The sequence below is a fragment of the Polymorphobacter sp. PAMC 29334 genome (assembly GCF_019431245.1).
In the GTDB taxonomy this organism is placed as follows: Bacteria; Pseudomonadota; Alphaproteobacteria; order Sphingomonadales; family Sphingomonadaceae; genus Polymorphobacter_B; species Polymorphobacter_B megasporae.
In genome coordinates, this window is sequence record NZ_CP080242.1 from 613,650 (window position 1) to 635,051 (window position 21,402).

Annotated in this window: 13 protein-coding genes; 4 read left to right on the top strand and 9 right to left on the bottom strand. The window is 65.5% G+C overall.

Features of this window, described 5'->3' with window-relative positions:
- Positions 1-6: 6 nt before the first annotated feature.
- The 4 genes from KZX46_RS02835 to KZX46_RS02850 all read right to left on the bottom strand — a co-directional run bounded on the left by KZX46_RS02835 (position 7) and on the right by KZX46_RS02850 (position 9,217).
- Positions 7-3,063 (bottom strand): TonB-dependent receptor domain-containing protein, encoded by a 3,057-nt coding sequence (locus tag KZX46_RS02835; RefSeq protein ID WP_219773818.1) that lies wholly within the window; start codon positions 3,061-3,063, stop codon positions 7-9.
- Positions 3,064-3,309: 246 nt separating this feature from the next.
- Positions 3,310-4,014, bottom strand: coding sequence for a LuxR family transcriptional regulator (locus KZX46_RS02840; RefSeq protein ID WP_219773819.1), 705 nt, complete (start codon positions 4,012-4,014; stop codon positions 3,310-3,312).
- 689 nt (positions 4,015-4,703) lie between these two features.
- Entirely contained in the window at positions 4,704-7,904 is a 3,201-nt protein-coding gene (locus KZX46_RS02845) for an efflux RND transporter permease subunit (RefSeq protein WP_219773820.1), read from the bottom strand.
- Positions 7,901-9,217, bottom strand: coding sequence for a TolC family protein (locus tag KZX46_RS02850; RefSeq protein ID WP_226895830.1), 1,317 nt, complete (start codon positions 9,215-9,217; stop codon positions 7,901-7,903). The genes KZX46_RS02845 and KZX46_RS02850 overlap by 4 nt, the downstream gene beginning before the upstream one ends.
- Positions 9,218-9,348: 131 nt before the next feature.
- On the opposite strand from KZX46_RS02850, the gene KZX46_RS02855 reads away from it, so the two are divergent.
- From KZX46_RS02855 to KZX46_RS02870, 4 genes are all read left to right on the top strand, one after another.
- Positions 9,349-10,026 (top strand): response regulator transcription factor, encoded by a 678-nt coding sequence (locus KZX46_RS02855; protein WP_216711508.1) that lies wholly within the window; start codon positions 9,349-9,351, stop codon positions 10,024-10,026.
- The gene (locus KZX46_RS02860; RefSeq protein WP_226895831.1) at positions 10,013-11,365 is read left to right on the top strand and encodes a HAMP domain-containing sensor histidine kinase; all 1,353 of its coding nucleotides are present in this window, start codon (positions 10,013-10,015) and stop codon (positions 11,363-11,365) included. The genes KZX46_RS02855 and KZX46_RS02860 overlap by 14 nt, the downstream gene beginning before the upstream one ends.
- Before the next feature lie 73 nt (positions 11,366-11,438).
- Positions 11,439-11,978, top strand: coding sequence for a phosphatase PAP2 family protein (locus tag KZX46_RS02865; RefSeq protein ID WP_219773822.1), 540 nt, complete (start codon positions 11,439-11,441; stop codon positions 11,976-11,978).
- Positions 11,979-12,081: 103 nt separating this feature from the next.
- The gene (locus tag KZX46_RS02870; protein ID WP_216711511.1) at positions 12,082-12,783 is read left to right on the top strand and encodes a VIT family protein; all 702 of its coding nucleotides are present in this window, start codon (positions 12,082-12,084) and stop codon (positions 12,781-12,783) included.
- Positions 12,784-13,446: 663 nt separating this feature from the next.
- On the opposite strand, the gene KZX46_RS02875 is transcribed toward KZX46_RS02870, so the two are convergent.
- The 5 genes from KZX46_RS02875 to KZX46_RS02895 all read right to left on the bottom strand — a co-directional run bounded on the left by KZX46_RS02875 (position 13,447) and on the right by KZX46_RS02895 (position 21,384).
- Complete coding sequence (locus KZX46_RS02875) at positions 13,447-14,184, bottom strand: ATP-grasp fold amidoligase family protein (RefSeq protein WP_219773823.1); 738 nt, start codon at positions 14,182-14,184, stop codon at positions 13,447-13,449.
- Between the two features lie 214 nt (positions 14,185-14,398).
- A complete protein-coding gene (locus KZX46_RS02880) occupies positions 14,399-14,926 on the bottom strand; it encodes a DUF3833 family protein (protein ID WP_219774251.1) in 528 nt (175 codons plus the stop codon).
- A 955-nt stretch (positions 14,927-15,881) separates the two neighbouring features.
- Positions 15,882-18,986: an efflux RND transporter permease subunit gene (locus tag KZX46_RS02885; RefSeq protein ID WP_226895832.1), complete on the bottom strand. Its 3,105-nt coding sequence runs from the start codon at positions 18,984-18,986 to the stop codon at positions 15,882-15,884.
- A complete protein-coding gene (locus tag KZX46_RS02890; RefSeq protein WP_216711353.1) occupies positions 18,983-20,026 on the bottom strand; it encodes an efflux RND transporter periplasmic adaptor subunit in 1,044 nt (347 codons plus the stop codon). The genes KZX46_RS02885 and KZX46_RS02890 overlap by 4 nt, the downstream gene beginning before the upstream one ends.
- Positions 20,023-21,384: a TolC family protein gene (locus KZX46_RS02895; RefSeq protein ID WP_219773824.1), complete on the bottom strand. Its 1,362-nt coding sequence runs from the start codon at positions 21,382-21,384 to the stop codon at positions 20,023-20,025. Before KZX46_RS02895 ends, KZX46_RS02890 begins: the two co-directional genes overlap by 4 nt.
- Positions 21,385-21,402: the final 18 nt, after the last annotated feature.

Here is a 21,402-nt window from a genome sequence, read left to right on the forward strand (position 1 = left end):
CGCGGATCACACCTTGACCTTGATTTTGAACGCAAAGAATTGCCCCAGATAGTCGTATGACCCGAGTGCGGCGTTCGAACTGAGCGAGATCGCATAAGCGGGCGGGGCGGTGTTGAAGACGTTGTTGACGACCAGCTGCGCGGTGACGTTCTTGGTGATGTCGTAGCCGAGCGAGCCGTTGAACACGGTGTACGCCTTTGCCGTCAGTATCTCCTGCGACTTCGCCGGCAGCGTCACGTCGGACGAGCCGCTGCTCAGGTGCCGCGCTTGAAGATAGACGTTGAACGGCCCGCGCGTATAGCGCCCCGACACGTTCAAACGCACCTTCGGATCGCCGATATTGCCGCGCGTCGGCGTCGTCACGCCAAGGATCGTGAAGTCGTGGCGGTTGGTGTAGAAGCCGCTGATATCGAAAGTCAGCGTGCCGTAGTCGTTGCCTTCGGGCATGCCCAGCCAGCGGATCACCGGCAGGCTGCCGACGCCGAAGGTGTAGGTCATGTCGAGTTGTGCGCCGTTGAACCCCTGCGCGCCGGCGTTGACCAGCGGCGTGCTGAAGCTCGTGACCTGTCCGCCCGCGTCGCGCTGAAACAGGTTGCAGAAGCTATTGGGGAAGCTCGACGTGTCGTAGCACGCGTTCATCACCTGCGTCAGCGACAGGCTGGTGATCGGGTCCTTCAACTGGATGTCGATCCAGTCGAGCGCGAGCGTCAGCCCGGGAATGAAGCGCGGGCGGGTGACGAAGCCCGCGGTCCACGCATCGGCGCGCTCGTTAAGCAGTTTCGGATTGCCGCCGGTCGTGCCGAGGACCGAGGCGTTGACGACGTTCGACTTGAACGTCGCAAGATTGGCCCCGAGCGTCTTGAACACCGCGGCGCAGTTCGCCTGCCGCTCGGGCTTGCTGCTGATGAAGTTCGGATCGCACGGGTCCTGCGCGAACGACTGGGTGTTGGTCGTCGGCAGGAACAGCTCGCCGATCGAGGGTGCGCGGACCGAGTGGGTGAAGTTGCCGCGGAACTCGATATCGCGGATCGGCGAGAACTTGCCGCCGATCGTGTAGACGTTCGACACCCCGGCGTAGCTGTTGTCTATCCGGCGGAACGAGCCGTCGATTTCGGCCGAATGGATGAACTTCCAGCCCATGTCGGGCGAGACGACCGGGATGTTGACCTCGGTGTAGACCTCACGCGACTTGTAGCTGCCCGCGACGTCGCTCGTGGCGGCGGCCCGCCCGAGACCCGCGGCGGCGAACGCGTCGACGTTGTAGCTGCCGCCCTCCTCGCGATATTCGAAGCCCGCCGCCAGCTGCACCGGTCCGGCCCAGATATCGAACGGCGAGCCGTTGGCATTGATCTGGAAATCGCGCTGCGTGAGGATCGACATCGCGAGGTCCTGCGCGGTGACATAGGCGCGCGCGGCGGCGCTCGGCGCACCCGCACCGAACAGGTTGAGCGGCTGGCAGCCGGTAACCGAGGTCGGCTGGCCGCCACCGCCCGCGGGCACCGCCGGCGGGGTGAGCGTCACGGCGCAGACGATGCGTCCGGTCGCGGGGTCCTTGACGACGTCGATCGCGTTTAGAAAATTCGTCTCGTTGATGTCGTAGTAGGTCAACCGGCTTTCGGAATGGCCGTAGTTGAACGCGGTATCCCAGTTGATCTTCCGCCCGCCGAGCTCGAAGTCGCCCTTGATCCCGGCGACGACGCGGTACGTCGTCGAATCGTTGGTCGTCGACTGCGGCGAGATATCGAGGTTGGCGCGCGAAACGTAGAAGGTGCTTGCGCCTGCAGCGTTGAGCACCGCCGCCGCCTGCGGGCTGAGGAAGGGATTGTCGGTGGTGAACTTGATCGGCGCCGCGCCCTTTTGCCCGGCGAAGAACGCCGACTGGTACGATGGCTGCGCCGCACCGAGTATCGCGGTCGACTGGGCGAACTCGGTCTCGAAATACGCTTTGACATGGTCGGTGACGTCGTAATGCCCGATCGAGCCGATCAGCAGGCGGTGGTTCGGCGCGACGAACTGCGACTGGCCGGCAAGGTTGTCGGCGTCGCCGCCCGATCCGAACACCAGCCCGTTGTTCTGGATGCCGAGGTTGACCGGCTGGAGCGTCCCGTCGGGGGCGAAGGCGACGACCTGCCCGGCGGCATTGTGGATCGCGTTCGGGTACGCAGGGCTCCCTGAGTTGGCGAGTCCGGCATTGATCGCCGGAATGCCGCCGGGGAAGATGCTCGGTACTGTCGCGTTGGCGACGTAGCACGCGTTGAAGCCGCGCGCGGTGCACGCGTCGGACGGCTGGAAGGTCGCGTACGGCAGGAAGTTCGGGCGGTTGAGGTAGGTCAGCCCGTCCTGGTTCTGATACTCGATCGTCGCGGTGATGTTGCCGCGGTCGTCGGCGAAGTTGCTCCCGGCGAGGCCGCGGACGACGTACGACGTGCCGTCGCCGTAGCGCGTGACGCCGTCCTGCGCCTCGACCTGGAGCCCCTGGAATTTGTCCTTGAGGATGACGTTGACCGTCCCCGCGATCGCGTCGGCGCCATAGATTGGCGCGCCGCCGACCGACAGCACCTCGATATGGTCGATCAGCCCGACCGGGATGGTGTTGAGGTCGACCTCCTGCCCCGGAGGCGCGCCGCCGAAGGTGCCCCCGACCGTCGGCGCATTGCCCGAGACGAAGCGCCGTCCGTTGACGAGGACCAATGTCCGCTGCGCGCCGAGATTGTACAGGTTGACGAATTGCTGGCCGATGTTGGTCGCCGACTGCTGCCCGGTGTTGTTCGACCCCGGGGTGCCGAACGCCGACAGCTCGTTGAGCGCGTCGGCGGCGTTCAGGAACGCGCGGTCGTCGAGCAGCTTGCCGCTGATCGTCTGCGCGGGCTGGAGCGTATCGAAGCCCGCGCGCGGGATGCGCGAGCCCGTCACGACGATATCCCCAACCGCAGCGCCGGTATCGTCGGCCGCCGCGACCGTCGTCGAAGTCGCCGTCTGGGCGAGCGCAGGGGCACCCAGCACGGCGAGGGCGATACCCGCCGAGGCTAGAAGCCGTGAATGCACTATCTTTGATCGAGCCATCGTCGTCCCCTTCGTCAAATCCTCCGTCCCGGACGGTTCCGGGCGGCCCGCTCTCCCAAGGACGCGTCCTTCCGCTGGCGCTGCAATTATGCTCGTCCGCACGGCTCGTTGGCCTCGCGTCGACTGCATGCGTCACGGCGTATTTTGCGGACCGTTCCGGCCCTTGTTGCTCCCCAATTTCGACCTGAAGGTTATGGGTGCGGGATCGCTTACCCTACCCCCACGTTTAGGGGGGCGGGGCTCGGTCTAGTCGAGGTAGGACAGGCTATGCCCGCGCGTCACGGCGTGCGCGCGGCTTGTCGCCTTGAGCTTGATGAACAGGCTGTGGACGTGTTCCTTGACGGTATCGACCGACAGTCCGAGCGTATCGGCGATCTGGCGATTGCCCAGCCCGCGCGCGATCCATTCAAGGCATTCGCTTTCGCGCCGCGACAGCAGCTTGTCGCGCGGCTCGGGGGAGGTCGGCTCGAGCCGCGCGTGAAGGCGGTGGCCGATCAGAAACAGCACCTGCATCGCCCGATCGAGATCATCGGCGGTGTGCTCGCTCGCGCTGAAGAAATTGATCGACGCGCATCGGCCCTGCGGCATGCGGATGCGGAAGGCGATGCCGGTCCGCATGCCCTGCGCGAGGAACCAGCGCAGCATCGCGGTGTCGCTCGCCGACAGCCGCCGGTCGGGCGAGATCGACAGCCGCGACCCGTCATTCTCCCAGACGATCGGCGTGTTGGCGACGACGATCTCGCCGCGCGCCACCATCCGCCGCATCGGGTCCTGATTGACCCGGTCGAGATACTCGCTGCGGTAGCGGTCGGTCAGGCCCGATCCCGTCAGCCGCCACGGCGGATCAATCACGCCGTCGGGTTCATCGATCCCATAGATGCACTTGTCGAAGCCGATGCCCCTGGCACTCGCAAGCATATCCGCCGCGTCGGACGGCATTTGCGCGATCATCACCGACCCGGACCATGCCGGAACTTTTCATACCGCGCGCAATCGCCTGCTATTTTATCCATCGCGACCCCTGACGAAGATGATCGTCAAGCGCCGATGTTGTTAAGCCAATGATCATAATTGTCGCACGTCGCAAAGGCGAAACTTGTGACAATTCAGCCACGCATCGCCGCTCGCCATTGCCAGCGGAACGATCGGCCCTCGACCGATCAGATGTCTAAATGGAAGAATGAAATAGGGCTGACAGTCAGGATCCACCGGGCGGTGCGCTAGAGCGCCACCTACGTTTCGGTTGGAACAATGAGCCAAAGCATCTCTGACTTCGCATTCGTGGCGACATCCGCGTCGGCAAGGGCCTTGAGCATATGCTGCAAGCTGCCAAACGGTGAGCCGCGGCAAGGCTTCGCGGACTGGAGGCGGTCATGATGGCAAGAGGGCGCCTGAATCCAGCCATGCGACCGAGATGACCGAACGACTGCTTTTGACCAACCATCATTTGCCGCTGAACGTTTGATCTTGGGTCTTAGGGATCCCGCAGCCAGTTTGATGGATGTCTGCTTTCACGTTCCGTTTGCCCGAAGCGGTCGGGCCTGGAGTCGACCCAGATTTGCGCACTAGCGGCGTTCGACCAACCTCTCAAGCGCCTCAGGCGTTATATTATCCAGTCGTCGCAAGGCCCGCGCGCCAGCCTATTCGGCTGGTTGCAGACTCGGATGGTCGTGCCGCGCCGGCTCGGCTTTCGCGGCGGGTCTTTCGGCTCGACGCTCCATCCAACGATAGAGCGCCGGCAGCAGAAGCAACGTGAGCAACGTCGAGGTGATGACCCCGCCAATCACGACGGTCGCCAGCGGACGCTGAACCTCGGCCCCCGGGCCGGTCGCGATCGCCATTGGGACGAAGCCGAGGCTCGCTACCAAGGCGGTCGCGAGCACTGGGCGCAGCCGGTCGAGCGACCCTTCGTGAACCGCATCGTCGAGCGACTTGCCGTCTGAACGCAGCATGTTGATATGGCTGAGCATGACCAACCCGTTGAGCATTGCGATCCCGAGCAGCGCGATAAAGCCGATCGCGGCGGTGATGCTGAACGGCATGCCGCGCAACGCCAAAGCATAGATGCCACCTGTCACGGCGAGTGGGATGCCGGTGAAGACGATGATTGCCTGACGCGCGCTGCCGAGCGCGAAGCAGACGAGGACGAAGATAAAGGCGAGCGCGGCGGGAACCACGATCGTAAGGCGCGTGCGCGCGGTCTCGAGGTTGCGGAACTGGCCCTGGAACTCGACGTGGTAGCCCTTGGGCAGCTTGACCTGCTTGGCGATCGCCTGTTGCGCCTCGGTGACGAAGCTCTCGACGTCGCGGTCACCGATCCCGACCATCAGCGCCGCGCGACGGCTCGAATTGTCGCGCATGATCGGGTCGACGGTCTTGATGGTCTTGATTGTCGCGATCCGCCCGAGCGAGACGAGGCCGTCGGTGCCGACGCGGATAGGCAGGTCGAGGATCGCGGTGTCGCTCGCCCGCTCGAGCTCGGTCATGCGGACGACGACGTCGTGGCGGTGGCCTTCTTCGAGGATCGACCCCGTCGTCCGGCCGGCGAGCGCGGTGGAAACCGCGCGGTTCGCCGCCGCCAGCGTCAGATTGTAGCGAGCAAGCGCGGCGCGATCGATCTCGAGTTCGAGCGTGCTGGTGCGGCCGTGTGATTCAGGCTCGACGCTGCCAACGCCCTTGGTCGCCTTAAGCACTTTGGCGATCTGCGCGGTCAGTTTTTCGAGCGTGTCATAGTCTTCGCCGAAGATCTTGACCGAGACGTCCGACCGCGTGCCCTGGAGCATCTCGTTGAAGCGCATCTCGATCGGCTGGGCGAATTCGAAGGTCTGGCCGGGAACCTGCTTGTCGAGCACGTCCTCAATGCCCTTGATCAATGCCGGCTTGTCATTCGGCTGGCCGTCACCCTTGGGCCAGTCGGCCTCGGGCTTGTAGAAGATGTAGAGGTCGTTCTCGTTCGGCGGCATCGGGTCGGTCGCGACCTCGCTCGTGCCGATGCGCGAGAAGGTGCTCGTCACCTGCGGGAAGCGCCGCATGATCGCGCGCTCGCTGGCAATCTCCATCGCCAGCGACTTGTCGAGGCTGGTGCCAACCGGCTTGTAGACCATCGTCGTGATCGACCCTTCGTCGAGCTTGGGGACGAACTCGGCGCCGAGACCGGAAAACAGTGCGAACGCCCCGACGGCGAGGGCCAGCGAGACGATCGAAACCAGGAGCGTTCGTGCCAAAGCGAAGTCGAGTGCCGGACGGTATAGCTTCGTCGCCCGGCGGACGATCCAGCTGTCGCGGTCCTCATGCCCCGCCTTGCCCGACGGGCGCAGGAACCATGCGGTCAACATCGGCACGAGCGTCAGCGCGATTGCCAGTGCGCCGACGAGCGCGAGCATCACCGCGATTGCCATCGGGTGGAAGGTCTTGCCCTCGACCCCGGTCAGCGACAGCACGGGCACGTAGACAAGAGTGATGATCGCGACCCCGAACACCATCGGCCCGGCGACCTGGCGTGCGGCGTCGACCACCGCGACGCGACGTTCCTCGGGATCGAGGTCGCTGCACTTGTCGGCCCGACGAACCGTCATCATCCGCAACGAGTTTTCGACGATGACGATCGCGCCGTCGACGATCATCCCGAAATCGAGCGCGCCGAGGCTCATCAGATTGCCCGACACGCCGCCGATCCGCATCCCGCCGATGGCGAACAGGAACGCGGTCGGGATGACGAGCGCGACGAGGAGCGCGGCGCGCCAGTTCCCTAGGACGACGAACAGGACGACGCAGACGAAGATTGCGCCTTCGGAAAGGTTCTTCTCGACCGTGCCGATCGTCTTGTCGACGAGCGTCGCGCGACTGTATTCGACGGTCAGCGTCATGCCCGGCGGCAGCGACGCGCGGATGCCGGGGATCGCCGCCGAAACGCGCATCGCGACCGCGCGGCTGTTCTCGCCGATGAGCATCATAACGGTGCCGAGCACCGCCTGATGCCCGTTCATCGTCGCCGCACCGGTGCGAATGCGCGAACCGATATCGACCTTGGCGAGGTCGCCAACGGTCAGCGGCAGGACCCCGGCGGCGAACTTGACCGGCAGCCGGGCGATGTCGTCGACGCTTTGGACCTTGCCGGTCGTCCGGATCGTCAGGCGTTCGGGGCCGCGCGTGACTGCGCCGCCGCCCGAATCCTCGACGTTCTGGCTGATGACGTCAGCGAGATCGCCAAAGGTCATCCCCGCTGCGGCGAGGCGTTCGGGGCGCGGCTGAATGAGGAATTGTGCTTCGAGCCCGCCGTTGCTGTTGATCTCGGCGACACCCCTGACGCCGCGCAGGGCGATTTTGACGATATATTCCTGCGCCTCGTACAGGTCCATCAGCGCTTGCTGCGGGTCGGCGGGCTTGGCCTTCGCGCCTGGTGCCCAATCGAGCGTATAGTAGAAGATCTCGCCGAGCCCGGGCGAAATCGGCGCGAGCGTTGGCTGCGCGTCGGGCGGGAGCATCGCTGCTGTCTGCTGGAGCCGTTCCGACACCAGCGTCCGCGCGCGGACATCGTCGGTGCCGTCCTCGAACTCGAGCGTAAGCTGCGAGAGGCCGAACTTGGTGATCGACCGCATTTCGGTCAGTCCGGGGACGCCCATCATTGCGCGTTCGAGCGGGATGGTGACGCGCTGCTCGACCGCTTCGGGCGCAATCGCGGCGACCGGCGTGTTCACCTGGACCTGGACCCCGGTGATGTCGGGCACCGCTTCGATCGGCAACGTGTAGAGGGCATAGCCCCCGGCGGCCAGGAGCAGCGCGAGCAGCAATAGCACGACGCCGCGCTGGCGCGTCGACCAATCGACCAGTGTGCCTATCACCGAGCGTCGCCGGTCGTGTTGCCGGTGAGGACATCGACCTGCAGCCTGGCCGCGAGCGCCTCGCGCCGCGTGTCGAGGATGGCCGTCTCCGCATCGAGATACTGGCGCTGCGCATCGAGATAGACGGTCGCCGTCACCGCGCCGAGGCGGTAGCTGCGTTCAGCAAGGTCGGCCATCTCGCGGAAACGCGCGGCGCTGTTGGCCGGGAGCCGGGTAAGGCTTGCGCTCCGCGCGCGGTAGATTGCCGCCTGATCGAACAGGCTCCGCTCGACAGTCCGTACCTGCGCGAACAGTGACGACTCTGCCTGCGCGACGCGGCCCTGTTCGATAGCGACGTCGGTGGCCTGGCGGTTCCACACGGGCAGCGGCATGGTGACGTGGATGCCGGCGAAGCGATCAGTCGTTCCTGCGGTCTCTTGCCGGTAATAAGGCCCGACGCTGACCAGTCCGGCGCGCGATCGCCGCGCCAGCGAAACTTTGAGGCCTTGCTGGTCGAGTTCGGCTTGCAGGCTGCGAATTTCGAAATTGCGCGTCTGCGCCTGCTCGACCAGCACCGCTGGCGGCGGCAGCGCGGGCAAGTCGAGCGGCGGGGTGATCAGGCGAATGCGCGATGCGAACGGCGTCCCGCGAAGCTGATTGAGCTCATACAGCGCGGAGTTGTAATCCGCGATCGCGGTTTCGGCCTGCCGCCGCGCGATCAGTGCCCCGGCCTCGAGGATGCGCGCGGCGATCAAAGGCGACGGCCCTGCGATGTCGCGTTGCACGGTCACCGCGGCGACGCCTTCGATCCGGGTCGCGACGGCGTTGGCCGCATCGACCTTCGCCGATGCGGTGAACAGCGTGTAGGCGAGCGTCCGCGCGCGCGCCGCCAGCGTCGCGGTGTATTGCTGGTAGCCGAGTACGGCGATGTCGATCTGGCGGTCGGCGATGGCCCGGCGCAGCGCGATCCGGCCGTTGAATTCGAGCGGCTGGACGATCGACACCTGATAGGCCGGCCCCGGGCCCAGGGTGCCGCCGCCGTTCCCGCCGCCGGACGGTAGAACACCGCTGGTCGTCTTCTCACCGAACTCGACGATCAACTCGGGATCGGCCAGCCGACCCGCCGCCGTGCGCCCGATCCGTGCAGCAGCCAGTTCGCGTTCATAGAACTGCCGCTCGGCGTTGTTGGCGACGACGTCGTCGACCAGCCGGTCGATGCTAACCGCGCCGTCGGTATCAGCAGAGGCAGCGGCCGCAGGAAATATTGCGACGGTCAGCCCTACGGCGCACATCATTCTTACGCCGGTCCGAAGGACCATGGCGGCGGTCCGCATCAAATTATGCTCCCGAAAGTTTGGCCGCCGGTGCTAGCAACCGTCATTCGGCGCGGTCGACTAAATCCGGGTTCAGAGTCTGAAATGCTATTCAGTTGACGGTCCGGGAGGCGGACTGCGAACAGGACATCGTGACGCATATCCTACTCATCGAGGACGATGCTGGAACCGCGCACGAGATTACTCTCGAGCTCACCGGCAACGGCTACGGCGTGACCCATCGGGCGACTGCGGCCGAGGGCTTAGCCGCCGCCCTGGACGATACCGTCGACCTGCTTATTGTCGACCGCCAGCTTCCCGACGGTGAGGGGCTGGAGCTGATCGCCCGGTTGCGGAGCCAGGGACGGCGCACGCCCGCGCTCGTCCTTAGCGCGCTCGGCAGCCTCGACGACCGCGTCCGCGGATTGCGCGCGGGCGGCGACGATTACCTGCCGAAGCCATTCGCGCTGGTTGAACTCGTCGCGCGCATCGAGGCATTGCTGCGGCGGCCGAACGAGACGCGCGATACGCGATTAATCGTCGGTCCACTCGACCTCGATCTGCTCGCGGGAACTGCGACGCGCTCGGGGCGGCGGCTTGAGTTGCTGCCCCGAGAACTGAAGCTACTTGACTATCTCATCCGCCGCCCCGACCGGATTGTGACGCGATCCATGCTCCTTCGCGACGTCTGGGGCTATACCTTCGAGCCGAACAGCAATGTCGTCGATGTCCATATCGGCCGCTTGCGCCGCAAGGTTGACGGAGATGGCGAGCCACAGCTAATCCGCAACGTGCGCGGCCAAGGATATGTTTTCAATGTCGTCGCTTAGTCCACGGGCGCTCGCGACGTTGCGCTGGGGCGGGGCGATTGCGGCGATGCTGGTTGGGCAGTCGTTGATTACCGCCACGCTGTTCTGGCTCCTCGCAGCCGGGGGTCACCAGCGCGCGGTCGAACGCATCTTCGCGGTCGATTGCCGCCGCCTCGCCGCACTCACGCCGCCCAAGCGCCGGACGGAGGTGCGTGCGATGCTGGCCCGCGACATTCACCGTGATCGCTTCATCGGCCTGTTCACGCCGAGCGGCGCGCCGATTGAGGGCAACGTTGCGCGGCTTCCCGTCACAGCGACCGGCACGGCGTCGGTCATTGCTACCGTGGAGCCGACCGAATTGCCCGGCAAGGACAGCGACGTCGCTCGGCTCGCCGTCTGCGCGATGCCCAACGGGACGCGACTGCTGACCGGCGTCGACCTCGACGATGCCGAGGAGGCGCTGCGCGTCGTTGAGCGGTCGCTGATGTTCGGCCTTCTCCCCGGCCTTCTCCTCGCGGTCGGCTTCGGCCTCGTCGCTGGGCGGCGCGCGGCGAAGCAGGTCGATGCGGTGCGATCCTTGACCGAGCACATCGTCGCCGGCCATCTCCACCAGCGGCTCGCGGTTGAGGCACACCCCGACAGCTTCGGGGTGTTATGCGCGCATATCAATGCGATGCTCGACCGCGTGCAGTCTCTGGTCGCCGATGTTCGCGGCGTCGGCGATGACATCGCGCATCAATTGCGGACACCGCTGACCCGGCTGCGCGCCCGTATCGAGCGCAGCCTGCGCGAAGCGACCGACCCGACCGCGTTCGCCATGGCGGGTGATGCCGCCCTTGCTGAAATCGACCAGTTACTTGGGATCGTCGCCGCGTTGCTGCGTATCCGCGAACTCGCAGACCACGCTCGTCGCAGCCGCTTCGCCCCGGTCGACCTGGCGCGTCTGGTGGAGGATGCGTGCGATCTCTACCGGCCGATCGCCGAGGATCGCGGCATCGACCTGGTCTGCGATATCGAACCGGTGATCGCGGTCGATGGCGATGCGAGCCTGTTGATCGAGGCGGTCGCCAACCTCCTCGACAATGCGATGAAGTTCGGACCAGCCGGCGGGCGCGTGGTGCTGTCGCTGCATCAGGAGGGGGACGTCCCCGTCATTACTGTCACCGACGACGGCCCGGGAGTGCCCGCCGCTGAGCGGTCGCTCGTCACCCAGCGTTTCTACCGCGGCGCACACGATTATGCGGGGGCGGGTCTCGGTCTCAGCCTCGTCAAGGCGATCGGCGACCTCCACGGCTTCACGCTGCGCTTTGCTGGGCAGGGCAGTGCGGTGGCCCTAGTGGGGCCTGGAGGCGAATTCTGAACCCGAATTTATATTGGCCCGGTTCGAATGGGCGCTAGGCGTGCGGCCTTGCCTGCTCGTCCCGGGAGTTATCATGCCGCGCCTTGTCGACCTTTGTGCCGCCCTCGCCATTGCAGCAGCGACGGCCGCCCCCGCCGCGGCGAGTGACAAGTTCTGGCACGGCTTCGCCAACGTTGGCGAGATTGGCATCCCGCTCGCGGCCGGCGGCATCTCGCTTTTCGAAAACGATCGCGCCGGACTGATCGAACTCGCGGAGACCGGAGCGTTGACGGTCGCCGCCACTGAGGCGCTCAAGTACTCGGTCAAGGAACAGCGCCCGAATGGCGGCGAGCATTCGTTTCCCTCGGCGCATACCTCGATCGCCTTTGCCGGTGCCGGCTACCTTGACGTGCGCTACGGCTGGAGGGTCGGGCTGCCGTTCGAAGCCCTCGCGGCCGTCGTCGGCTTCGCCCGTGTCCATACGCGCGACCACCATTGGTACGATGCGGTTGCCGGCGCGGCGATCGGCGAGGGCTCGGCGCATCTGTTTACTCGCCATCTGAACCGGACCACACGCCTAACCGCCTACGGCGACAGCAGTGGCGGTGGATTGCAGTTCGCAACACGGTTTTAGTACTTTGGATCGGCTCTTTGGACAAAAGCTAGTTGCGGGCAGTTGCGACGCCTATCGGTGCCGACGTCGACCCACGTTCGACGGCGATAAGTGAATCGTTTCCATGACCTCGTCTCCAGCCCAAGAGCAGCATCTCATTACTCGCATTGGTTGGCTGCGCGCCGCCGTACTCGGCGCAAACGACGGCATCCTGTCGACCGCGAGCGTAATCGTCGGCGTCGCCGCCGCCAAGCCAGGAGCCCACACCATCCTCCTCGCGGGCATTGCCGCGCTGACCGCCGGCGCGATGTCGATGGCAGCCGGCGAATATGTTTCGGTCAGCAGCCAGGCCGATACCGAGGCCGCCGACCTCGCCCGCGAAGCCGAGGAGCAGCGCGTCGACCCGCGCGGCGAGGCGCGTGAACTCGCCGCGATTTACATCAAGCGCGGCCTGAGTTCGACCTTGGCGAAAGAGGTCGCGGCCGCGCTGATGGCGAAGGACGCGCTCGGGGCGCATGCACGCGACGAGCTTGGGATCACAGAGGTATCGGCAGCCAACCCGGTCCAGGCGGCACTGGCAAGCGCGGCATCGTTCGTGTCGGGCGGTATCTGCCCAGTGCTGACCGTCCTTTTGGCGCCAGCATCGACGCTTCTTTACGCGGTGGTCGCGGTCGCGCTGGTCTTGCTTGCGGTGCTCGGCGGGGCGGGAGCGAAGACTGGCGGTGCGAAGCTCGCCCCGGCGGTTATCCGCGTCGTATTCTGGGGAGCGCTGGCGATGGCGGTGACAGCAGGGGTCGGTCGGCTATTCGGGGTCGCGGCGGGCTGAGCGGCGCAGCACGAGCAGGATTATGAAATGTGAGATGTGAAAGAGGAGTCACGACCTCATCATGGCTCGGAGCGCATCTGCAAATCAGCAGCACGGAGCATCCAAATCTTTGCTCACATCGCATGGAGTGTTTCGTCGCAGATGATGTTTTTCGGAAGCGCCGGACGACACTGGTCGTTCAACGCCTGAACCGAAACAATTTCAGCGAAACGTGCAGCCGCTGCTCAATGCCAAGGCTGCATCTCAGTCTGAGCGTACGGGCCGTTTATTCGCTCGACATGAGTTTTCCGACGCGCCTCTATACGGTCAGTCAGCCAAGCACAGGACGCTGCGATTACCGTCGGTGATCCACGCCGCAACTAGACCTTTCAATTCAGGCACGGAGGTAGCATGACCAGTACGAAGTCATTCATTGCCGGCGCAGCTAGCATCGGCGTGCTTGCCGCGATTGCGCTCGGCACGACAGCCTTGGCGCAGCCAGCGAGTCCTCCCACATAGGTTGCGCAATTCGCGCATCAGGCGACCGGCGTGTCCTTGACTTCCGATGGCCGTCGCTTCGTCAACTTTAACATTTCCACAGGTCGCATCAAAATCACATTTCCCGTATGTTGCGGCGTCCTGGATCTACCCGGTCTCCTTGGCGAGACTATTGGGTCGTATTCACTACTGATATTCAACGAGAGACTGATCTTTGCGAACTGCCGACCACCAGGCACCCATAGCCTCGTTAAGCGATGCTGGTTCGAGCGGCTCGAGACCGGACCCTGGATAAAACGTCAGTTCGCCGAACAGCGGATGTCCGTCGATTTCGTAAAAATCCGCGCGTACGAAATCGAAATCGCGGCCCAGCTCCTCTGCTGCTACGATCATTTGAGGAAGCGATACAGGGGGCACCGGATCCAGCTCGGCGACCGGTTGGGAGACACGATGCCATTCAAGATCGAAAACGATCCATCGGTGGTTTGTGGCTCGATCGAGATGAACTTGGACGTATCGCACTCGGCCACCAAAGACGAACAGCTTGTAGTCGAGCGGCAGAGTAAAACCTTTCCCGAGGAAGGGTTCGACGAGCAGACCAAGTTCGATCTCCCCGTAGAGCCACTCATCGAGCCAGCGCCCATAGCGACCGGCCATCCATCGCCGCGACCGACGAAGCGCGGTACGATAATCGGCGTCGTTGTGCACGACGCATACATGTCCGCAACCGTGCCGCGACTTGACCACGAAGGGCATCTGCCACGCCGCTTCACGCGGAAGGCGAACGCCGCGCCATAGGGTCGGGACAAGCCATCGATCACCGATCCGCTCGCCGACCCTCGCTTTTGCCAGTACTTTGTCCGCGAGCAGCGGCAGACGAGGGTCGCGGTCAGACAGCTTTCTGCACTGTATATGTTCCGTCATTAGCTCCGGAGCATCGAGTTTCGCAAGTCGACGATGACGCCAAAGGTACGTCGTTTGAACCCTTAGTCGGCGAAGGCGAGGTGCGATACACTTCAGCAGAGCTCTTACTGCGCGCACATATTTTCCATGATCGAGACGAACGAGGCATCCTTCAGCCTCCAGAGAATAAGAAGCACGACGGGAGCTCTGCGTTTCACGTGGCCGCCGGAGATCATCAAGAGGGTCGCCGGAAGATTGTCTCGTCGAGACTGGCGACGGGGACGCCAAGTTTCCTGACGACCATACGGTTGCGAGCGACCTGTCCGCCGGGCTGGAGGTATAGAAACTGCTCCGCTTGCAAACCGCCTCGCATAGCGAAGCTGAGGTGCAACTGATTGCCTGTACCATCCCCGGAAACCGGACCCTTCGCATCGCTCAGTGTCCCTGAGTAGCGACCCGCTGCGACACGATAAAGATGCCAGGTGCGTCGAGTTGCAGCCTTGTCACCAACGCGCACTGTCTGCTCGAGGCGGAGCGAACCGTCGACCTCAACCACCCCATGGCCTTCGACAAGCGTTGGCTTACTCCCCGAAAAGGCTACAGCAAGACTTCCGTGACCCTGTGTTGGACCGGCGAAAAATGCGATCGGGTCGAACGTCGGCACCGGTGCCTGATAACGTGTCATATGCCCCGAAGGAACGCACGCCACAGCGATCAATGCGGGTGCCAAAGCGGCCAGCACGGTCCCGCACCGGCGAAGCATCAGCTTAGTTGACCGGAACACTGGGACTGGCGCCAGCGGAAACCAAATTACCGTTATTGAGATCAGCTAAAATGTCCGAAAAGGTCCGCACCAGCTGAATCATCTCACGGGTTGCCACTGATATTTTGTCGATCGCATACTGCTCTTCCTGTACATGTCAAATGTCGTCGAGGCGCTCTCGTTGGATGCGTCGATCTCCCGCCCGATCTTGTCGCCGCCAAGGCGATCATATTGCTCAAACCACCGGATGACGTGCTCACAATCGACCAACCCGCCACGAAACTCGGAGACAGGCTTGAGCGCGCAATCCCGCCGGCGCAGCCGACCGACGAGGCAGCCCATCAATCTGTATCGTCTCAAGCAGCCTTGGTAAATTTATCATAATCGCCGCCGTAGTGTTCAACTCGCGTTCCACTGGTAAGTGCTGCGACGAACGTGCGGCCTGCAAAAGGGTTGTCTAAACTCGCTTTCAGGATTGACATCGCGGTCTGGACAGTAGGCGACGCCGCGCCCCTCAGTGGACCGTGGCTCAAGCCATGCACCCGGCGATCGCCCTCACAAGGCACGACCTAATCTAGGGGCCATTACCGCCGGGCTGACGCTCAGGCTGCTCCATCTCGGCGTGTATTATGCCGTGATCATCATCGGCGGTTGCTGACTATCGCCGTCGCCTCCGTGATCGCGGTTCTGGGGCGACGCATCTTAATTGGTCTCAGCCGCTGGCGCGCGCGCGGGCGGCCGCGCCTCGGCTGGTCCGCTGCTTGCGCTGTGGCGGGTCGTCTGCTGTCCCGACGGCGCTGACCGCGGCGTGGCTGACGCTGACCATACGCGTCCCGACCGACGCCCTTACGCCTGCCTTCGCCCATATGGCGGCCGTGTCCGCATCGTCATTCGCGTCAATGACCACGCCGACCCGATTGCGCTCAGGGCGCTCATCCTCGGGGCTGCTGACGGCCTACGACGTCCGCGTCTTGCTGGCGGACTTTATCGGCCGATCGCGGCCAAGAAGCAGCAGGATTGCCGGCAGCAGAACAACGATCAACGCCGCACCCACGCCGAGGCCGAAAATGATCGCGGTCGCTAATGGCTTCTGCAAACCCGCGCCTCGCCCAAGACCGAGCGCGAGGGGCAGCAGGGTCAGGATGGCGATCAGCGCCGACATCACAATCGGGCGTAAGCGCGCCCGGCCGGCGGCGAGGAGCACTGGCCCTGTGATTGCCTCATTGGTATCGATCTCAGCGAGGAAAAAGATCGCGAGTTCGGTCAGCATGCCGATGACCATTGTCAGCCCCATCAGAGCCGAGATGTCGAGTTCGATGCCGGTCAGCCACAGCCCGCCGAGCACCGCACAGGCGGAGAGCAGAACGGTCGCGATGACCGCGACGGTAAACACCCAGCGTTCGAACAGGAAGGTCAAGAGCAGCGCCGACAGCAACAGCGCCGCAGCGAAGACTCCCGCAAGATCGGTGAACGACTGCTGCTGTTGCGCGTACAGCCCGCCATATTCAACGCGGATGCCGGCGGGGAGGTGAAGGCTGGCGACCTTGGCCTTGACCGCCTTGATCGCGCTGCCGAGGTCGCGGTTCTCAAGCCGCGCCGTTACCGGGATGAACGGAGCGAGGTCCTCGCGCGTGATCTGGCGTTGACCGGCGGCGATGCCGATCTTGGCGATCCGGCCGAGCGTGACCGTCCGCCCGTCGGTCGCGCGAAGCGGCAGCGCGGCGAGCGCGTCGGTCCGCTGACGCAGGTCGCGCGGCAGCCGGACGCGGACGTCGATGACCTCTTCGCCCGACCGGACCTGCGTCGCGATGCTGCCCTCGATCTCGGCGGTGACCTGCTTGGTCACCGCGTCGGGATCGAGCCCGGCGAGCGACGCCGCACCCCTGTCGACCTCGATCGTGATCGCGTCGCCGGCGACGCGCAGGCCGTTGTTGACCTCGACGACGCCGGAAATTTTGGCGATGCTGCTGGCAACATTTTCCGCCGACTTGGCGAGTTGCTCGGCATCGTCGCCAAACAGCTTGACCTCGATCGGCTGGGGGACCGCCGTCAGGTCGCCGATCAGGTCTTCCATCAACTGCGCGGTTTCGACCTGGAGACCGGGAACCTGTGCCGCGACCTTGGCGGCGATCTCGCTCATCACCTCCTCGATGTTGCGACGGCTGCCGCTGTTGAGGCGGATGAAGAAGTCGCCTTCGTCGGGTTCGGTCAACCCGCCACCGAGCTGGACGCCGGTGCGGCGCGAGTAACTCGCGACTTCGGGCGTCGCCTGGACGATCGCCTCGACCTGGCGCAGCAGACGGTCGGTATCGCTCAGCGCGGCACCAGGCTTGGCTTTATAGTCGAGGATGAAGCCGCCTTCGTCCATCTTCGGCATAAACCCCGACTGGACATGGAGCCATGAGAACGCACCGATCCCGGCTAGCACCAGTGCTGTGATGGCGACGAACAGCCCCGGGCGGCGCAGCAGGCGTGCCGTGCCCTCGGCGTAGCGCCGAGTCATCCCGCCGGTGAATCGCTCGGCACGCTCGGCGGCTTCGGCATCCTTGACCGTGAGCCAGCCATCGGCGACGAGCGGCAAGGCGTAGCGCGCGTAGACGAGGCTGACGCCGAGCGCCGCGACCATCGTCACGGCAAGTGCTTTGAAGAAGCCGCCGGTGACGCCGCTGATAAAGGCGAGCGGCAGGAAGACGACGATTGTTGCCAGCGTCGAACCGATCAGCGGACGTCCCATCTCGCGTGCGGCGGCGAGCATCGATGGCCGTTCGGCGGCGGCCTTACCGTCGGGACCGTGCGCCTCCTGCAGGCGGCGCATCAGATGCTCGAGCATGACGACCGCGTCATCGACGACGAGGCCGACCGCCGCCGCCATTCCGCCGAGCGTCATCATGTTGAAGCTCATGCCGAGCGCGAGCAACGCGAGGCAGGTCGCCGCGAGCACCGCCGGCAACAGCGTTGCGGTAATCACCATCAGCCGCCAGCTGCGCAGGAAGGCGAACAGGACCAAGCCCGCCAGCACCGCGCCGAGCAGGATCGCGTCGCGCACCGACGTCGCGGCGTCGCTGACCAGCTCGGACTGATCGTAGAACGGGCTGACCTTGACGTCGGTCGGCAGCCCCGCGCTGCGCAATTTGTCCTGTATTGCTGCGACCAGCGCGATCGCGTCGGCAGTCGGCGTCTGGCGGACGTTGATCAGAACGGCGTCGGTGCCGTCGGCCGTCACTCGGGTAAAGGCGGGGGCCGATGCGCGCCGGACGGTCGCGACCTGGCCAAGGGTGACGATGCCGGCACCGCCGGTCGTCCCGGCTTTGATCGGCACGGCGGCGATGTCGGCCTCGGTGACGACGCGGTTCTCGACGAGGGTGAGGTAGAGCCGGTGGCGATCCTCTATCCGCCCGACCGCGGCGACGCTGTTCGACGCGCCGAGCGCCGCGGCAAGGTCGGCGCTGGTCAGGCCGATCGCGCCGAGGCGCGCGGGGTCGGCCTCGACCTCGATCTCGGGGGTGCCGCCGCCAAGAACATCGACGCCGGCGACGCCCGGCACCGTCGACAGCAGCGGCCGGAGCCGAAGCCGGGCAAGCTGCTGCAGCTCGACCCCGCTGCGCCGGTCCGAGATTAACGAGAGGCCATAGACCGGAAAGATCGTCGGGTCGGAACGCCGAACGCTGAAGCGCGTGCCGGCGGGCAGGTCGGGCAGGATTGTCGCCAGCGCGCCCTGGGTCGCCAAAGTCCCGGCGACCATGTCGTCGCCCCACGCGAAGGTTAGGGAGATTTCCGCAGTGCCGCGGCTCGTCGTCGAGCGAATCTGCGTGACGCCGGGTATCTGGCGCAGCGCGATCTCGGCCAGACGGGTGACCGATGCCGCCATCTGCGCGATGTCGCGGTCGCCGGCATCGATCGAGACGACGACGCGCGGATAGTCGATATGCGGAAACAGCGTCACTGGCAGCTTCGACGCCGCAAGCAGTCCGGCGAGCGTGACTAGCGCGACGAGGAGCCATATCGACCGCGCGTGGCGGCGCAGCGCGGGCAGGGGTGTTACTGACGGCAGCAAAGTCACTTACCGGCGTCCCTGACCTTCATACCGTCGTCGAGCGCCGTGCCGCCGGCGACAACGACACGCTCGCCCGGCGCGACGCCGCTGGCAATCGCGATCCTGTCCCCCGCCGAGCTGCCGGGAACGACGTTGCGCGACCGTGCCACGCCCTCCTTGACGACGAAAACATAGCTCCGACCGCCGTCGTCGAGCAGGGCAGCGTAGGGTACGACAACGCTCGCGGTCGGGCCGCCGCCGACCGGCAGCACCGCCCCCAGTGCTTCCCCCGGGCCAACCCGGCTTCCGGCAGAGAAGCGCGCGAAGACCGAGGCGAGCCGCGTCGTCGTGTCGGCCTGCGGGTCGACGCCGACGACGACTCCTGCAACCGGCGGACCGCCGCCGAGCCGAGTGATCTGGAGCGGCTGGCCGGGACGAACCTGCGCCGCGAGCGACGGATCGATGCCGAACCGGGCGCGTGCCTCACCTCTTGTCGCGATCGTTGCGACCGCGACCCCGGCGGCGATGATATCGCCCGGGCGAGCGGTCAGCGCCTGAACCGTGCCGTCGGCGGGCGCACGGATCGTCAGCGACGCGGCACGCGCGGCGGCGGCCGACGTCGTCGCAGCGGCGGCAGCGGCGGCGGTTCGCGCCGTCTCGACATCGGCGTCGCTCATCAGTCCGTCGGCACGGAGCCGCTTGGCGCGCGCGAGGGCAAGGTTGGCAGCGGACGCATCGCTCGCCGCCTTCGCCGCGTCGAGCCGCGTCGTCGGTGTCGGGGTGAGGACGGCGATGAGCTGACCAGCGTGGACGGCAGTCCCCGACGGCGCGGCGATCTGCACCAGACGCGCCTCGACAAGGGTCGCCAGCGCTCGCTCCGAACCGGCCCCAGCTTCCGCCACGCCGTACAGGGCGACCGTCTGCGCCGCACTTCCCGGAGTGGCAACCGCGGTTCGAACCGTCGCGACGGGATCCGCTGGCTTCTCAGTGGCGTCGGGCGCCGACGAGCAAGCTGTCAGCAGCAACAGCAGCGCCGTCTCGCCCGCCAAAGGCGTCAGCCGGATCATCGGGTCCATCCTTCACTGAGGGTGCCAGTCGACAGTTCAAGGGCGATCGTCTGCTCGGCGATCGATTGGTCGAGGACAATGAGCGCCAGTGCACGGTCGCGCACCGCCTGCGTCGCCGTTTCGCCGGTCGCACGCGCGAGATCGCCGCGGTTACCAGCGCGGACCGTCGCCTCGGCATAGCGCTGCAATGGCGGTAGCGCTTCGGCGAGGGCGGTCCGCTGCCGGCGTGCGGTCGCGATGTTATTGACCGCATCGACGATGTCGGCACGCGCCGCGAACAACCGCGCCGCATATTCGACCTTGAGCTGCGCCCGGGTCGCGCTGGCGACGGCGATACCGCCGCGATTACGGTTCCACAGCGGCAGCGTGAAGCCAACCTGTGGCCCGAGGGTATAATTCGCGGCGGTATCCTTCACTCCAGACAGGGTCAGCGACAGGGTCGGAAACTGCAGCAGGACCTGCTTGTGCGTCTCGGCCTCCTGCGCCTGATAGCCCGCCCGCAACGCCGCAAGGTCGAGACGCCGGTCGAGCGCGAGCGCGACGAGTGTATCGGCTTCCGGGATGGGGGGTGGGGCCGGCGGCGCGGCGATGATCAGGCGCGAGGTCGGCGGCAGGCCGAGCTGCTTGTTGAGGTCGCCTCGCGCCGCGACGAGCGCGCTTTCGGCCGTGCGCGCCTTGTCGCTGGCGTCAATCGCCGCTTGCCGCCGGATGTCGAGCTCGGCTCCCCCTAGGTCGCCGCGTCCCGCTGCACGGAGCGCTGTGTCGAGCAGCTTCGCCGCTTGTTCCGCGCTCGCGCGGGACAGCTCGGCGGCGTCGGTGAGCGCGACGATCCGCACGCCGAGCAGCCGCGCCTGACCCGCCGCCTGCCATTCCGCCCACGCCATGTCGAGGCGGACCTGGCGCTTGCTCGCGTCACCGGCTTCGCGGATAACCCGGCTCAAACGCAGCTGGTTGAGGTCGAAGCCGAGCTGCGCGGCGAGGCCGTTGAACGGGTCGGGTCCGGACAGTCGCTGGTCATAGCCGAACTGCGTCGTCGGATCGGGCAGCAGCCGGGCGGAAAATGCCTGCGCGTCGCTGACCCCGGTCTTCGCCCGCAGCGCCTTGAGCTCGGGGCTTTCGAGCACCGTGATCACCGCAAGCGCATTGAGCGTCAGCGGTGTCGATAGGTCAATCGGTTGCGCCGCGAGGAATGGACGGTCGATCGACTGCGCGGCGACCGACAGACCAGCGGTATCGGGCGCCGCGAACAGCTCCGATGCCGTCCGCGGCGGATCGGGCCGATAATGCGCGCAGCCGCTGGCTGTCACGGCGAGGACGATGGCAACGAGGCGGGGCGAGGCCGACCGAAAGAAGAGCATTTTATCCAGGCGGCCTTG